At 71.1% G+C, this 15634-nt stretch carries 11 protein-coding genes and 3 pseudogenes; 10 read left to right on the forward strand and 4 right to left on the reverse strand.

Features of this window, described 5'->3' with window-relative positions:
• Positions 1-4: 4 nt before the first annotated feature.
• Positions 5-880, reverse strand: a complete 876-nt coding sequence (locus IEZ19_RS35855) for a sulfotransferase family protein (protein WP_189315607.1) — start codon at positions 878-880, stop codon at positions 5-7.
• A gap of 166 nt (positions 881-1046) precedes the next feature.
• Positions 1047-2384 carry a 6-phospho-beta-glucosidase gene (locus IEZ19_RS35860; protein ID WP_189315569.1) on the reverse strand — a complete coding sequence of 446 codons (1338 nt, stop codon included), beginning with the start codon at positions 2382-2384 and terminating at the stop codon, positions 1047-1049.
• Between the two features lie 89 nt (positions 2385-2473).
• On the opposite strand from IEZ19_RS35860, the pseudogene IEZ19_RS35865 reads away from it, so the two are divergent.
• From IEZ19_RS35865 to IEZ19_RS35890, 6 genes and pseudogenes are all read left to right on the forward strand, one after another.
• A pseudogene (locus IEZ19_RS35865) lies at positions 2474-3490 on the forward strand (DUF4981 domain-containing protein); the annotation flags it as partial.
• A gap of 37 nt (positions 3491-3527) precedes the next feature.
• Positions 3528-5369: a LamG-like jellyroll fold domain-containing protein gene (locus IEZ19_RS35870; RefSeq protein ID WP_189315571.1), complete on the forward strand. Its 1842-nt coding sequence runs from the start codon at positions 3528-3530 to the stop codon at positions 5367-5369.
• Positions 5370-5477: 108 nt separating this feature from the next.
• On the forward strand, positions 5478-6329 hold the full coding sequence (locus IEZ19_RS35875) for a hypothetical protein (protein ID WP_189315572.1): 852 nt from the start codon (positions 5478-5480) through the stop codon (positions 6327-6329).
• A gap of 67 nt (positions 6330-6396) precedes the next feature.
• A complete protein-coding gene (locus tag IEZ19_RS35880) occupies positions 6397-7158 on the forward strand; it encodes an IclR family transcriptional regulator (protein WP_189315573.1) in 762 nt (253 codons plus the stop codon).
• Positions 7143-7532 (forward strand): annotated as a pseudogene (locus IEZ19_RS35885) (MMPL family transporter); the annotation flags it as partial. The gene IEZ19_RS35880 and the pseudogene IEZ19_RS35885, both read left to right, overlap by 16 nt.
• Positions 7513-7956, forward strand: a pseudogene (locus IEZ19_RS35890) (carbohydrate-binding protein); the annotation flags it as partial. The pseudogenes IEZ19_RS35885 and IEZ19_RS35890, both read left to right, overlap by 20 nt.
• Here IEZ19_RS35890 and IEZ19_RS35895 read toward each other — a convergent pair.
• Positions 7931-8662, reverse strand: a complete 732-nt coding sequence (locus IEZ19_RS35895) for a type 1 glutamine amidotransferase (protein WP_189315574.1) — start codon at positions 8660-8662, stop codon at positions 7931-7933. The pseudogene IEZ19_RS35890 and the gene IEZ19_RS35895 sit on opposite strands and share 26 nt — an antisense overlap.
• 50 nt (positions 8663-8712) lie before the next feature.
• Entirely contained in the window at positions 8713-9600 is an 888-nt protein-coding gene (locus IEZ19_RS35900) for a helix-turn-helix domain-containing protein (protein ID WP_189315575.1), read from the reverse strand.
• A gap of 146 nt (positions 9601-9746) precedes the next feature.
• Here IEZ19_RS35900 and tkt point away from each other — a divergent pair, with 146 nt between their 5' ends.
• Genes tkt through opcA form a run of 4 tightly spaced genes read left to right on the forward strand, consistent with a single transcriptional unit; the run spans position 9747 to position 15634 of the window.
• Positions 9747-11822, forward strand: a complete 2076-nt coding sequence (tkt, locus tag IEZ19_RS35905; RefSeq protein ID WP_189315576.1) for a transketolase — start codon at positions 9747-9749, stop codon at positions 11820-11822.
• A gap of 19 nt (positions 11823-11841) precedes the next feature.
• A complete protein-coding gene (gene tal / locus IEZ19_RS35910; RefSeq protein ID WP_189315577.1) occupies positions 11842-13047 on the forward strand; it encodes a transaldolase in 1206 nt (401 codons plus the stop codon).
• The gene (zwf, locus tag IEZ19_RS35915) at positions 13044-14711 is read left to right on the forward strand and encodes a glucose-6-phosphate dehydrogenase (protein ID WP_229841222.1); all 1668 of its coding nucleotides are present in this window, start codon (positions 13044-13046) and stop codon (positions 14709-14711) included. The genes tal and zwf overlap by 4 nt, the downstream gene beginning before the upstream one ends.
• Entirely contained in the window at positions 14708-15634 is a 927-nt protein-coding gene (opcA, locus tag IEZ19_RS35920) for a glucose-6-phosphate dehydrogenase assembly protein OpcA (protein ID WP_189315578.1), read from the forward strand. The genes zwf and opcA overlap by 4 nt, the downstream gene beginning before the upstream one ends.

Genomic DNA, 15634 nt, shown 5'->3' on the forward strand with positions numbered 1-15634 from the left:
CCGGCTAACCGCGTGGGGGTGCCCCGACCGCCGGGTACCCCCACGCCCGTGCCAGCTCCGCGAGCCGGGGCGGCAGTTCGGCGGCGGGGTCGGCCTGGCGTGCGGCCTGGATGCGGCCGGACTTGATCTCGCTGCTCCAGTCGCCCAGTTGGGGCCGGAACGTGCCGTGGTCGTGGGAGCCGTAGTCGAGCATCCGGCTCTCCCACGGGATCCCGAGGTACGCGCAGACTCCGCGGGTGACCTCCTCCGGGTCGGCGGTGAGCCGCTCGTACGTGATCACATGGGCGTCGAGGCTGGTGCGGGCCTCTTCCAGCTTCTCGCAGTAGTTCAGGACCTCGGCGTGGATCTCGTCGCTCTTCGGGTCGGCGCGGCGGGCCGTGAGGGACTCGATGACCGCGGCGGGGTGTCGCAGGAGCACAATGAAGCGGGCGCCGGGCCAACATCGGTGCAGCCGGGGCCAGATGAGCGCGTTGGGCGGGGTCTTGTCGACGATGACGTCCTTGCCGCTGCGGGTCAGCTCCAGATGCAGCACCCGGTCCCACAGGACGTGCTCCAACTCCTCCTTGTCGAGTTCGAGTTCACGCATGGCGTCCCCGGTGAACTCGCGCGACAGCTGGACATGGACCGTGCGCAGATGCATCTCGTGCGGGGCCCGGACCCGGCTGTGGCTGTTGAGCAGGACCCGCAGCAGCGTCGAGCCGGAGCGCACCGAGGACAGCACGAAGACCGGCGACTCCACCAGGCGCGGAGCGCGCGGGGCGACGTATCCGTGCTCGGCCGGGCGCGGGGACGGCATCGCGTCCAGCACGCGGCGCGGCGGGCTCACCGCCTGTGCCATGAGCCTCCCCCGGCGCTTGAGCCCCCTGCCGATCGCGGACATGCGCTGGTCTCGCACGGTGACACCTCTCTCTCGACCTGTCCTCGCATCCCAGGCGCGACAGGTGAACCTCAGGCGTCCAGCAGGCGAACGAAAATCGTCACGACGGCCGGAAAACCCACCGCGACCAGGCCATTTACCCTTCTCTTAATTCTTCATGGGAACCCGGTCACGTCAGGTACGCCAGACCGGGGTGGACGGCCGTATAGCCGTCGACCAGTCGGCGGGCGACATTCACCGAGTCGACGAGCGGATGCAGCGCGAAGGCCTTCACCGCCGTCGTACGGGACCCGGAATCGGCGGCGGCAAGCACCTCGCGTTCGACCGCCTTGACCGCACAGACCAGGCCGGTGGCGTGGCCGGGCAGCGGGTCCACGGTCACCGGATGCGCGCCGTTGGCGTCGACCAGGCAGGGCACCTCGATGACGGCGTCCGCATCGAGGACCGACAGGGTGCTCCTGTTGCGGACGTTGAGGATGAGGGTCGTCCGTTCGTCCCGGGCGATGGCCCGCATGAGCGCCAGCGCCACCTTCTCGTAACCGCCGGACAGATCGTCGGCCTCGCGCTCACCGGCGCCCGCGGTCTCCCGGTTCTCGGCCATGTAGGTGGCCTCGCGCTCGGCCCGGGTGCGGTCCCACAGCTCCAGCGCCGACGCGTCGGGGCGTACGGCCTCGGCGTAGAACCCGGCCTGCTGGTCGCGCAGGAAGGCGCCGCGCGTCTTCTCGGCCCGCTGGTAGGCGTCCACGGCCTCCCGGTTGAAGTAGTAGTAGTGCAGATACTCGTTGGGGATCGCGCCGAGCGACCGCAGCCAGTCGGTGCCGAAGAGCCTGCCCTCCTCGAAGGAGCCGAGCAGTTCGGGGTCCGCGAGCAGCCGCGGGAGTTCGTCGCGTCCGGCGACGCGCAGGCCGCGCACCCAGCCGAGGTGGTTGAGGCCGACGTAGTCGATGAAGGCCTCCCGCGGATTCGCGCCGAGGACCCGGGCGACACGGCGGCCGAGGCCGACCGGCGAGTCGCAGATGCCGATGGCGCGGTCGCCGAGATGACGGGACATGGCCTCCGTGACCAGGCCCGCCGGGTTGGTGAAGTTGATGACCCAGGCGTTGGGGGCGAGACGGGCGACACGGCGCGCGATGTCGACGGCGACCGGGACCGTCCGCAGACCGTAGGCGATGCCTCCGGCGCCGACCGTCTCCTGGCCGAGGACGCCCTCCGCGAGGGCCACGCGCTCGTCGTTCGCGCGTCCTTCCAGGCCGCCGACGCGGATCGCGGAGAAGACGAAGTCGGCGCCCCGCAGCGCCTCGTCGAGGTCGGTGGTGGCGGTGACCTCGGGCGCGTCCCGCACGCCCGCTGCCTGCTCGGCGAGCACCCGCGTCACCGCGGTCAGCCGGTCCGGGTCCAGGTCGTGCAGGACGACCCGGGTGACGCGGCCCTCGGCGCGGTCGCCGAGGAGCGCGCCGTACACGAGCGGAACCCGGAATCCGCCGCCGCCCAGAATCGTGAGTCTCACGCTTGCACCCCCATGCCACGAACGCTGGTCATGATCTTCTCTCACTTCTGCCCGGCGATCGACCGGACCGGACGCCGGACGTCGTCGGCCACTGGGCTGCCATCGAGTCCACCCCGGCTCTTCAGGACGGCTTCATCCGGGAGTTCTGGGACCACGGCATTGTCCAGCGCGTGAGCGACGGAAGACCGGCCGGGCGCGCCGGAACAGGCCTGTTCGCCGACGGGGTCCTTCTCCCCGGCGGCGCGTCCGAGGCGGCCCTCCACGAGCGCCTGGAGAGCACGGCCCCGGTGGGCATCGCGTGCCACCGTCACGAGGGGATCGTCCTCGCCAACCGGCAGCGCTCCCGGGGCCTGGACGGGCTGGCGGCCCGGTGGGAGCTGGTCCTGGCGGACGGCCGTACGCTGACCGCGCCCGCCGCGCTGCCGGACCTCCGCCCCGGCCAGACGGCCGTGGTCCCCCTCCCCTTCGCCCTGCCGCGCGACGGCGGCGACGCATGGCTGACGCTGCGGGTGACGACGGCGCGGGACGAGCCGTGGGCCCCGCGGGGCACGCAGATGTGCGCCCCGCGGGTACGGCTGCGCATCGGCGCGCCGGCCGTCGAGGTGGACGCCGACGGGCTGCTGGTCCATCCGGCACTGACGGCCGCCCCCACGCTGTCCCTCCACGGCACGTCGGGTGTCCCGGACGCTCTCGTCCGCAAGGTCGTCTCCGTCGAGTGGGACGGCGAACGGGTGAGCGTGCTCGCGGAGTACGCCGGTGCCGTCGGTGTCGTCCGCCATCGACAGGAGTTCACTCCCGTCCCGGACGGCATCCGGGTCGCCGAATCCGCCGAGTTGCCCGAGGAGTTCCGGGACGTGACCCGCGTCGGCTCGGTGCTGGAGACGGTGGCCGGCCTGGCGGTGGAGCCGGGCGAGTCGTGCCTGGTGTCCGTCACCCACCACCGCGCCGAGCAGCCGCCGACCGCCGCCGCGCACCACGACACGCTCGTACCGCGCACCGGCTACGTGGTCCACCTGGACGCCGCGCACCACGGCGCCCGCACGTCACCCACCCGCCTCGACCCGCCGGGCGCCCATCGCTGGACCTGGACCCTGCGCGACCTCTGAGTCCTTCTTTCCACCCGAGTCCCGTCATGGAGCACACGTGTGTACGTCGCATGAGCACGACCAGGGCGAGGCCGCACAGGCCGCTGCCGGAAGACGCGGTTTCCTGAGGGCCACCGCGCTGCTCGGCGCGGCAGCCGCGGCCGGGGTCGCCCTCCCGGCCGTCGCCGAGGCGGCACCGTCGGGCGACTGGCGGCCGGACCCCGACAGCCGCCGCTTCACGCTCGCCGTGATGCCCGACACCCAGTATCTCTTCGACGGGCCGAGCATCACCAGGGAGCCCTTCGAGGCGTCCCTGCGCTATCTCCTCGAACACGGCCGGGACGAGAACATCGTCTTCCTGTCCCACCTCGGCGACCTCACCCAGAACGGCGCGCAGGCCGAATGCGCGGCGATCGGCGAGGCATTCCGCATCCTGGACCGGCGGGGCGTCGGCTACAGCGTCCTCGCGGGCAACCACGACGTGGGGTCCGCCAGCGACGACCAGCGCGGCCCGACACCGTACCTGGACACCTTCGGGCCGGACCGCTTCCGGGGCCGGCAAACGTTCGGCGGCGCCTCCCCCGACGGCTACAACACCTTCCACCTGTTCCGGGCCGCCGGGCGGGAGTGGCTGGTGCTCGCGCTGGACTGGCGGCTGTCGGCGCAGGGGTACGCCTGGGCCGAGGACGTCCTCGCCCGGCACCCGAGGACCCCGGTCGTCCTCACCACGCACGAACTCGTCGCCGGGGACGACTCCCTGTCCGCGTACGGCGAGCAGCTGTGGGATCAGCTGATCAAGGACCACGACCAGATCTTCCTCACGCTCAACGGCCACTTCTGGCCCGCCGGCCGGACGATCCGCCGCAACGCCGCGGGCAACGACGTCCACATGCATCTGACGAACTACCAGAACCGCTACTACGGCGGCGCGGCGATGATCCGCCTGTACCGCTTCGACCTGGACCGGGACGTCGTCGACGTGGAGACGGTCTCCCCGTGGTTCCTGGGCCGGGCCGCCGAGGGTCTCGACGAACTGGAGCGCCAGGAGATCGAGCTGAGCGGCGACGCGGACCGCTTCTCGGTGCCGGTCGACTTCGCCGAGCGCTTCTCGGGCTTCGCGCCGGAACCCGCGCGCCCGGCCCGGCCGGTGTCGAAGATGCTCGTCCCCGGCACAGTGGCCTACTGGCGGTTCGACGGACACGACAACGGTACGGCCGTGTCGGGCACCGTCCGTGACCTCTCCGGACGCGGCAACGACCTCACCCCGGTCACGGTCGGCGGCGGCACCCTGACCTGGTCGGCCGACCATCACCCCGACCAGCCCGGCCACGGCAGCCTGGAGTTCCAGGGCTACAAGTCGCCGCTGAAGGGCGCCTATCTGCGGACCGTCGACGGATCGCCCCTCAACTCGGCAACGTTCAAGTCGGGTTACACCATCGAGGCGTTCTACCGACTGCCCGCCGACTGGGACTCCTCCCACCACGCCTGGGCCGGCATCCTCAGCCGCACCGGCACCGGCGGCGCCGCGGGCAAGACCGCCGACGACCCGGACGAGCCGCTCGTCACGCTGTCGCTGTCCGGTGGGCGTGAGCCGCAGTGGGCCGTACGGCCGCTCAATCAAGAGGGCATCGCCACCAACTGGGGCCAGGAGACGCCGCTGGAGACCTGGTGGCACCTCGCGGTCGTCAACGACGGCACACACACCACGCTGTACGTCCAGGGCTGCCCGGTCGTCCGCAACCCGAAGGCGCCCGCGCTCGGACTCACCTCGCTCGGACTGCCGTGGCTGCTCGGCGGCTACGAGTACGGCGGCCGGATCGACCAGATCCTGCACGCCCGCCTCGGGGACGTCCGCATCGTCGAACGGGCACTGCCGGTCACGTCGTTCATGAACCACTGACCACCGACGTCTTGGCCCGGCTGCGAGGATCGTCCCGTCACATCGGTTCCGTCCGCTCCACGAGTTCCATCAGTTCCACCCCATCTCCTCGAAGATGAAGGATTCTTGATGAAGCGTCAGCGTCGTACATTCGTCACTCTCGCCGCGTTACTGGGTGCCCTCGTGCTCGGCGCGCCGAGCGCGTTCGCGGCCGATGAGCCGCAGTGGGTGCGGACCGGGACGTCGTACACGGACACGCCGGGCGGCGGGCAGGGCCTGGCGAGCCGGGCGGACGGCTCGCTGCTGTACCGAGGGCTCCTGGACATCCCGCTGGACCTGCGGATCAAGGGCTGGAACCACGTCGGCGACCCGGACATCGCCCAGGGCCATGTCTTCGATGCCTACCAGGGCGCCGACGACGCCACGTCCAAGATGTACGCGGTCACCACGCCGTCGGGACAACGCTTCGACTACGTCCACCAGTTGAACCCGGGCGAGAAGGTCAACAACTCCTTCGCCACCGTCTCGCCCGACGGGCAGTGGCTGGTGTCGGGCGAGTGGGGCGACCAGAACCGGCTCCAGGTCTTCCCCGCCCCGCTGCTGAACCCGTCCACCCCGCGGCGCGGCGGCACCCTGGCGGAGGCCGGGCAGATCAGCCTCGACAGGCCCGTGCGAGACATCCAGGGCTGCGACTTCGTCACCGACACCCGGCTGCTGTGCGCCTCGGACGACGGCTCGGGCACGCTGTTCCCACAGAGCCGCCCGCTGCTCCAGGTCGACCTGCCGCACAAGCTTGACGGACAGCCGGTCACCGGCACGGTCAAGAGCCTGTTCGGGCTGCCCCGGAGCAGCGTGTGCTCGGGCACGTTCGAGGCCGAGGGCGTCGACTACGACGGACAGAGCGGCACCCTGCGGGCCGAGGTGATCCCGCCGGGCGTGTGCGCGGTGGCGACCACGGTGTACTGGTACCGGCTGCAGTGAGGAGATCGGGCGCGGAGCCGTGCCGGGCCTCTGGGGACAGCGGCCCACCGATGCCATGCTGTCGGCCATGGCCACCCGCTCCGCGCCCGACCGGCTGCTCTCCGTTCTCTCCGCGTTCGACCACGGGCATCCGGCGCTGAGCCTGACCGACATCAGCCGGCGGGCCGGGCTCACCCTGACCACGGCCCACCGGCTGGTGGGCGCGCTCACCGAGTGGGGCGCGCTGGAGCGGGACACGGACGGCGTCTACCACGTGGGGCTGCGGCTGTGGGAGCTGGCGGCGCTCGCGCCCCGGGGTCTGGCACTGCGGCAGGTCGCGCTGCCGTACCTGGAGGACCTGTACGAAGCCACCCACGAAAACGTGCAGTTGGCGGTGCGGGACGGGTCTGACGTCGTCTACATCGAATGGCTGTCCGGGCGTTCGGCGGTGGGCGTGCACATCCGGGTTGGCGCGCGCTGGCCGCTGCACGCCACCGGAGTCGGCCTCGTGCTCCTCGCACACGGAGAACCGGGACTCCAGGAGGAGTACTGCGCCGGTTCCCTGGCGTCGTTCACCCCGTACACGATCACGGACCCCACGCGGCTGCGCCGGGCACTGGCGGAGGTACGGCGCACCGGCGCCGCGGTGAGCACCCGTCAGGTGACGGACGACGCGCTGTCGGTGGCGGCGCCGGTACGGGGGCGGACCGGCTCGGTGGTCGCGGCGGTGTCGGTGGTCGTACCGGAGGCGGACGCACAGGTACCGGTGCTGATACCGGCGGTGCGGATGGCGGCGCGTGGGATCTCCCGGGCGCTGGGCTGGCAGCCACGACCGGCGGTGGCTCGCTGAGTCTGACGGCCCCGCCGCTGATCGTCGCGATCGCGTTCGGACTCGCCATGGACTACGAGCTGTTCATCCTCGGCCGGATGCGCGAGGCCCGGCAGGCGCACGCGGACGACCGGGAGGCCGTGGTGACGGGTCTGCGCCGTTCCGGCCGGGTGGTCACCTGCGCGGCCCTGCTCCTGGCGGTCGTCTTCGGCGCCTTCATGACGGGCGGCTTCTCGCCCATCCTGCAGATCGGCCTCGGCCTCACCTTCGCCGTACTGATCGACGCGACGGTCGTACGGATGCTGCTCGTGCCGGCCACGATGACGCTGCTCGGGCGGCGGGCATGGTGGTCGCCGGCACCGTTGCGGCGGCGGGGGCGGCGGTACGACGCCTCCGCCCACGGGCAACCGGGACGCGTACAGCGCCATACAGGCCGAGTCGTACGACAGCCAGTCCGGCATCAGCACCGAGTCGACGTCGGACACCGGCGACGGGCAGAACATCGGCTGGCTCGCGAACGGAGACTGGGCGCTCTACAAGGGCGTCAACTTCGGCTCCACGCCCGCCACCCAGTTCAACGCGCGGGTGGCGAGCGGAGCCGACGGCGGGGTGAGCGGCCTGGTCGAAGTGCGCCTGGACAACCGTACGAACGCACCCATCGGCAGTTTCTCCCTGTCCAACACCGGCGGCTGGCAGTCCTGGCGGACGGTCCCGGCCAACATCAGCTCGGTGACCGGCACGCACGACGTCTATCTGACCTTCGCCAGCGGCCAGCCCGCCGACTTCGTGAACGTCAACTGGTTCGGCTTCGGTCACTGACGCGGGAGGCGAACCGCAGCGCCACCTCTCTCCACACCCGGGCGGCGGACGGGTCCGCGCGTTCCGCCGCCCGGTGCAGTTCCTCCCGGTCCACTCCATGGCGGGCCAGCCGCTCCGGTGACCAGCGCGCGACGCGTTCGGGGGCGACCTCGGGGTGGAACTGCACACCCCAGGCCGACTCCCCGACCCGGAAGGCCTGATAGGGACAGCGCTCGCTGCGGGCCAGCCAGCGTGCCCCCTCCGGCAGCCGTACGATCGCGTCCACGTGGTTCTCGACGGCCGTCGGCCGCTCGGGCAGTCCGCCGAACAACGGGTCCCCGGCGGCCTCCGGAAGCAGGGTCAGCTCCGTGCTCCCGAACTCCGGCTCACCGTGCTCCCCCTTCACCTCCCCGCCCGCGACCTGGGCCAGCATCTGTCCCCCGAGGCAGATCCCGAAGACCGGGACATCCCGCTCCAGCGCCTGGACCATCAGCGCCCGCGTCCGCGCCAGCCACGGCGCGCGCTCGTCGTCGTCCGGCAGATACGCGCCGCCCAGCACGATCAGCGCCGGGTGCGCCAGCCGTTCCGGCAACGCCTCTCCCGTGTCCGCCCGGACCACGTCGAGACCGATGCCGCCCTCCGCCAGCCAGGCGGCCCACCGCCCCGGACCCCCGTCCGGACCGTTCTGCACCACCAGCGCCGTGGCCGTACTCCCCATGAGACCCATGACCGGAAGCCTAAGGAACCGGTCCGCGCCCCGCAGACGAAGGGGCCGGCTCAGCGCAGCTCAGCCCGGAACCCGACCGGGGTGAGCCCGGTGTGGAGTTGGAAGAACTTCGAGAAGTTCGCCGCGTCGGGGAAGCCGACGGCCACGCCGACGCGGCCGATCGGCAGGTCCGTGTGCGCGAGGAGCCGTTTGGCCTCAAGGACGACGCGCTTGTCGATGAATCCCTTGGGCGTCTCACCGGTGGCGGCGCGGACGGCGCGCACGAGGGTGCGGCGGGAGTAACCGAGGGCGTCGGCGTAGGCGCTGACGCTGTGGTTGGTGGCGAAGCCCTTCTCGACCGCGTCCCGGAAGAGGGTGAACGTGGTGTCGGCCTGCTGCCGCGCCGCCTCGGCGGAGCTGGCCGCGAGATGCGCGAGGCGCAGCAGGAACGCGGTCAGGGAGTGCCGCAGGACCGCGGTGTGCAGGCTGAGCGGGAGGGTGATGTCCTCGTACTCGCGCTGCAGTTGGCCAAGGCCCGCGCGCAGGGCTCCGAGCTGGGCCGGGTCGGGGTGCAGCAGGGGCGGCTGGTCGTAGCGGTAGAGGCCGGTGGCCTCGACGGTGGCGCGGGGCAGGAAACCGGGCTGCATGGTCAGGACGGTCCCGCGGTACTCGCTGGTCCGGGTGAAGCGGTGGACCTGGCCGGGCCGGATCCACAGCAGATCGCCGGCCCCCGCCTCGTACTCCGCGAAGTCGATCATGTGGCGCACGGGGCCGCCCGCGAACAGCATGACCACATGGAAGTCGATGCGGTGCACGCGGTGCAGCGGGGCGTCGGTGTGCCAGGTGTGGTCGCCCATGCGGGCCACCTGCATGCCGACGCCGCACACGCTCCGGTCGACCGGGAAGCGGAAGGTTCTGATCCCGTCGCCGCCGTCGCCTTGCACTGTTCTGCCCGTCATGTCCTTCTCGTGCCGCCTCTGTCGTGCTGCCGGTGTCCCACTTTCACCACAGGCTGACACACCTCCACCTTCCCTCCAAAAAGTCAGACTTTTACTTTTGAACGCGTCCCACCAGCCATTCCGTATCGATCGAGGACTTCTTGAAGATGAGCACGCAGACATCAGACGACTTCGAGTGGACCGAGCTCGACCGGCGTGCCGTGGACACCGCCCGCCTCCTGGCGGCCGATGCCGTGCAGCAGGTCGGGAACGGGCACCCCGGGACGGCGATGAGCCTGGCCCCAGCCGCATACACGATCTTTCAGAAGGTGATGCGTCACGACCCGGCGGACCCGGAGTGGACCGGCCGTGACCGCTTCGTCCTGTCCCCTGGCCACACCTCGCTGACCCTCTACACCCAGCTCTTCCTCTCCGGCTACGAGCTGGAGCTGGACGACCTGAAGGCGTTCCGGACCCAGGGTTCGAAGACCCCCGGTCACCCCGAGTACGGGCACACGGCAGGCGTCGAGACCACCACGGGTCCGCTCGGCCAGGGCCTCGCGAACGCCGTCGGCATGGCGATGGCCGCCCGTTACGAGCGCGGCCTGTTCGACCCGGACGCCCCCGAGGGCACCTCCCCCTTCGACCACACCATCTGGGCGATCGTCTCCGACGGCGACCTGGAGGAGGGCGTCTCCGCGGAGGCCTCCTCGCTCGCCGGTCACCAGAAGCTCGGCAACCTCGTCTTCGTCTACGACGACAACCACATCTCCATCGAGGGCGACACCGCGACCGCGTTCTCCGAGGACGTGCTGAAGCGGTACGAGGCGTACGGCTGGCACGTGCAGCGGATCGCGCCCGCCGAGAACGGCGACATCGACGTCCACGCCCTGTACGCGGCGCTGAAGGCGGCGCAGGCCGAGACCGAGCGCCCCTCGATCATCGCGATGCGCACGATCATCGCCTGGCCGGCCCCGAACGCCCAGAACACCGAGGCCTCCCACGGCTCTGCGCTCGGCGCCGAGGAGATCGCCGCCACCAAGCGCGTCCTCGGCTTCGACCCGGAGCAGTCCTTCGAGGTGGCCGACGAGGTCCTCGCCCACACCCGCCGCGCCCTCGACCGGGGCGCCGAGGCCCACGCGGCCTGGGACAAGCGCATCGCCGAGTGGCGCGGCGCCCGGCCCGAGCGCGCGAAGCTGTTCGACCGGATCGTCGCCGGTCAGCTCCCCGACGGCTGGGAGGACGCGCTGCCCGTCTTCGAGGAGGGCAAGTCCGTCGCCACCCGCGCCGCCTCCGGCAAGGTCCTCCAGTCGCTCGGTGCGATCGTCCCCGAACTGTGGGGCGGCTCCGCCGACCTGGCCGGCTCCAACAACACGACCATCGACAAGACGTCGTCCTTCCTGCCGAAGGGCAACCCGCTGCCCGAGGCCGATCCGTACGGCCGGACGATCCACTTCGGCATCCGCGAGTTCTCGATGGCCGCCGAGATGAACGGCATCGCCCTGCACGGCAACACCCGTGTCTACGGCGGTACGTTCCTGGTGTTCTCCGACTACATGCGCAACGCGGTCCGCATGTCAGCGCTGATGCAGCTGCCGGTCACGTACGTGTGGACGCACGACTCCATCGGCCTCGGCGAGGACGGCCCCACGCACCAGCCGGTCGAGCACCTGGCGTCGCTGCGCGCGATTCCGGGCCTGAACGTCGTCCGCCCCGCCGACGCCAACGAGACCGCGATCGCCTGGGCCGAGATCCTGCGCCGGCACAGCACCAACCCCGCCCCGCACGGCCTCGCCCTCACCCGGCAGGGTGTGCCGACGTACGTCCCCAACCCCGATGCGGCCAAGGGTGGTTACGTTCTTCAGGAAGCGTCGACCGAGACCCCCGACGTCGTGCTCGTCGCAACTGGTTCCGAGGTCCAGCTCGCCGTCGCCGCGCGGGAACTGCTCGAGGCCGAGGGCGTCGGTACCCGGGTGGTCTCGATGCCGTCCGTCGAGTGGTTCGAGGAGCAGCCGCGCGAGTACCGCGAGAGCGTCCTTCCGCCGTCCGTGCGAGCACGCGTCGCGATCGAGGCCGGCATCGCTCTCACGTGGTACCGGTTCACAGGTGACGCAGGACGCATCGTCTCCCTCGAACACTTCGGCGCCTCCGCCGATGCCAAGACCCTGTTCGCCGAGTTCGGTTTCACCGCCGAGAACGTCGTCGCCGCCGCCCGGGAATCCCTGGCCGCCGCCCGCGGTTGATCCGATCGCCAGAAAGAAGATGATCACAGTGACCGAAACAACCGCGACCGCGGGAGCACTCGAGCTCCTCTCCGACGAGGGCGTGTCGATCTGGCTGGACGACCTCTCGCGCCGCCGGATCGAGTCCGGCAACCTCGCCGAACTCGTCGAGAGCAAGCACGTCGTGGGCGTCACCACCAACCCGTCGATCTTCCAGGCCGCCATCGGCTCGGTGTGGGGGTCCCCCCGCTCGAGCGAAGCCGAGAGTGGGGGAGGGTACGAGGAGCAGCTGGCCGACCTGGCCGTGCGCGGCGTCACCGTCGACGAAGCCGTCCGGATGATGACCACCGCCGACGTCCGCGCCGCCGCCGACGTCCTGCGCCCGGTGTACGACACCACCGGCGGCCGGGACGGCTGGGTCTCCATCGAGGTCGACCCGCGCCTGGCCCACGAGACGGCGGCCACGATCGCCGAGGCCAAGCAGCTCGCCTGGCTCGTCGACCGCCCCAACGTCATGATCAAGATCCCGGCCACCGAAGCGGGTCTCCCGGCGATCACCGAGGTCATCGGCCTCGGCATCAGCGTCAACGTGACGCTGATCTTCTCGTTGGAGCGCTACCGCGAGGTCATGGACGCCTATCTGGCCGGGCTGGAGAAGGCCCGCGAGCGGGGTCTGGATCTGGCGGAGATCCACTCCGTCGCGTCCTTCTTCGTCTCCCGCGTCGACGCCGAGATCGACAAGCGCCTGACCGTCCTCGGCACCCCCGAGGCCCTCGCGCTCAAGGGCCGGGCGGCGCTCGCCAACGCCCGGCTGGCGTACGAGGCGTACGAAGAGGTGTTCGGCTCTGCCGGCAATCAAACGCAGCCGGGTGAGCGCTGGACCGCCCTGGCCGGCGACCGGGCGAACAAGCAGCGCCCGCTGTGGGCCTCGACCGGTGTGAAGGACCCGGCGTACAAGGACACCCTGTACGTGGACGAGCTGGTCGCCCCCGGCACGGTCAACACCATGCCGGAGGCCACGCTGAACGCGACCGCCGACCACGGCGAGATCACCGGCGACACGGTGACCCGCGGCTACGCCCAGGCACGCGCCGACCTCGACGCCGTCGAGCGGCTCGGGATCTCCTACGACGAGGTCGTGCGGCAGCTCGAGAACGAAGGTGTGGCCAAGTTCGAGGTGGCGTGGCACGACCTGCTGGCCGCCGTCACCAAGTCCCTCGAGAGCAAGGGAGTTGACGCACGATGAGCAAGACCCGCTCGGCCGGGGCCGAGCCTCCGGCGGCACCCGCGCCGCAGGCCGCGGCCCCGACGGCGCAGGCCGAGACCTCCTCCACGACAACCGCGCCACAAGCTGCGGACGCCGTGCGGGTGCCCCTCGATCCCGCCGCCGACTGGGACAACCCGCTGCGCGACGACCGTGACCGCCGGCTGCCCCGCATCGCCGGCCCGTCCGGGCTCGTCATCTTCGGTGTCACCGGCGACCTGTCCCGCAAGAAGCTGATGCCGGCCGTCTACGACCTGGCCAACCGCGGTCTGCTGCCGCCGGGCTTCTCGCTGGTGGGCTTCGCCCGCCGGGACTGGGAGGACCAGGACTTCGCACAGGTGGTGCACGACGCCGTCAAGGAGCACGCGCGCACCGCGTTCCGCGAGGAGGTCTGGCAGCAGCTCGCCGAGGGCATGCGGTTCATTCCGGGCGACTTCGACGACGACAAGGCGTTCGAGCAGCTGGGCAAGGCCGTCGACGAGCTGAACGCCTCCCGCGGCACCGGCGGAAACTTCGCGTTCTACCTCTCCGTACCGCCGAAGTTCTTCCCCAAGGTCGTACAGCAGCTGAAGAAGCACGGTCTGGCCGACCCGCCCGAGGGCTCCTGGCGCCGGGCGGTCATCGAGAAGCCGTTCGGCCACGACCTGGCCAGCGCCCGCGAGCTGAACGCGATCGTGCACGACGTGTTCGAGCCGGACCAGGTGTTCCGGATCGACCACTACCTCGGCAAGGAGACTGTCCAGAACATCCTGGCGCTGCGCTTCGCCAACCAGATGTACGAGCCGATCTGGAACCGTTCGTACGTCGACCACGTGCAGATCACCATGGCCGAGGACATCGGTATCGGCGGCCGCGCCGGGTACTACGACGGCATCGGCGCCGCCCGTGACGTCATCCAGAACCACCTGCTCCAGCTGATGGCGCTCACCGCGATGGAGGAGCCCATCGCCTTCGATGCGGAGGCGCTGCTCACCGAGAAGCTCAAGGTGCTCAAGTCGGTGCGGCTCCCCGAGGACCTGGGCGCCCACACCGTGCGCGGCCAGTACGCCGAGGCCTGGCAGGGCGGCGAGAAGGTGATCGGCTACCTCCAGGAAGACGGCATCGACCCCAGGTCGAAGACCGACACCTACGCCGCGATCAAGCTGGAGATCGACAACCGCCGCTGGGCGGGCGTCCCCTTCTACCTGCGCGCCGGCAAGCGACTGGGCCGCCGGGTCACCGAGATCGCGGTCGTCTTCCAGCGGGCCCCGCACTCGCCCTTCGACTCCACGGCCACCGAGGAGCTCGGGCAGAACGCGATCGTCATCCGCGTCCAGCCCGACGAGGGCATGACCGTGCGCTTCGGCTCCAAGGTGCCCGGCACGTCGATGGAGATCCGGGACGTGACGATGGACTTCGCCTACGGCGAGTCGTTCACGGAGTCCAGCCCGGAGGCGTACGAGCGGCTCATCCTGGACGTACTGCTCGGCGACGCCAACCTGTTCCCCCGTCACCAGGAAGTGGAAGAGTCCTGGAAGATCCTCGACCCCATCGAGGAGCACTGGACGGCGCACGGCAGGCCGGCGCAGTACGCGTCGGGCAGCTGGGGTCCCGAGGAAGCCGACGAGATGCTCGCACGAGACGGACGGAGCTGGCGCAGGCCATGAAGATCGACCTGACCGACACCACGGCAAGCAAGATCAACAAGGCCCTCGTGCAGGGTCGCCGCGCCATCGGCACCCCGGCCGTGGGCATGGTCCTGACGATGGTCATCGTCACGGACGAGGAGAACGCGTACGACTCGATCAAGGCGGCCGAGGAGGCCTCGCACGAGCACCCCTCGCGCACCCTGGTCGTCATCAAGCGGCACGCCCGCACCTTGCGCGAGCGCACGCACTCGCGGCTGGACGCGGAGGTCCGCGTCGGCTCCGAGGCGGGCACCGGCGAGACGGTGATCCTGCGGACCTTCGGCGAGGTTTCCGACCACGCCGACTCCGTGGTGCTCCCGCTGCTGCTGCCGGATGCGCCGGTCGTCGTGTGGTGGCCGGTGGACGCGCCCGACAACCCGGCCAAGGACCCGCTGGGTGCCCTCGCACAGCGCCGGATCACCGACTTGTACGCCGTCGAGCACCCGCTGGAAGCCCTGGAGACCCGGGTGCGTTCCTACGCGCCCGGCGACACCGACCTGGCCTGGACCCGGCTCACCCCGTGGCGCTCGATGCTGGCCGCGGCCCTGGACCAGGCCCGGGTGAAGGTGACGTCCGCGGTCGTGGAGAGCGAGGCCGAGAACCCCAGCGCCGAGTTGCTCGCGCGCTGGCTCGAGGCCCGTCTCCGGGTCCCGGTGCAGCGCGCGGTGACCGCCGGACCGGTCGTCACGGCCGTCCGGCTCGGCACCGCGAACGGCGAGATCGTGATCGACCGCCCCGAGGGCCCGCTGGCCACGCTGAGCCTGCCCGGCCAGCCGCCGCGCACCCTCGCGCTGAAGGTCCGCGCCACCTCCGAACTCATCGCCGAGGAACTGCGCCGCCTCGACGCCGACGAGATGTACGCCGTCGCCCTGCGGGGCGAGGGCACCAAGGAGAACGTCTGA

Origin of the sequence: Streptomyces brasiliensis, from assembly GCF_014647875.1 — a bacterium.
GTDB classification, from domain to species: Bacteria; Actinomycetota; Actinomycetes; order Streptomycetales; family Streptomycetaceae; genus Streptomyces; species Streptomyces brasiliensis.

Coding starts and splice junctions, on each gene's coding strand:
- IEZ19_RS35855 (WP_189315607.1), bottom strand. CDS start 880: ATGTCCGCGATCGGCAGGGGGCTCAAGCGCCGGGGGAGGCTCATGGCA.
- IEZ19_RS35875 (WP_189315572.1), top strand. CDS start 5,478: ATGAAGCGTCAGCGTCGTACATTCGTCACTCTCGCCGCGTTACTGGGT.
- IEZ19_RS35880 (WP_189315573.1), top strand. CDS start 6,397: ATGGCCACCCGCTCCGCGCCCGACCGGCTGCTCTCCGTTCTCTCCGCG.
- IEZ19_RS35895 (WP_189315574.1), bottom strand. CDS start 8,662: ATGGGTCTCATGGGGAGTACGGCCACGGCGCTGGTGGTGCAGAACGGT.
- IEZ19_RS35900 (WP_189315575.1), bottom strand. CDS start 9,600: ATGACGGGCAGAACAGTGCAAGGCGACGGCGGCGACGGGATCAGAACC.
- tkt (WP_189315576.1), top strand. CDS start 9,747: ATGAGCACGCAGACATCAGACGACTTCGAGTGGACCGAGCTCGACCGG.
- tal (WP_189315577.1), top strand. CDS start 11,842: ATGATCACAGTGACCGAAACAACCGCGACCGCGGGAGCACTCGAGCTC.
- zwf (WP_229841222.1), top strand. CDS start 13,044: ATGAGCAAGACCCGCTCGGCCGGGGCCGAGCCTCCGGCGGCACCCGCG.
- opcA (WP_189315578.1), top strand. CDS start 14,708: ATGAAGATCGACCTGACCGACACCACGGCAAGCAAGATCAACAAGGCC.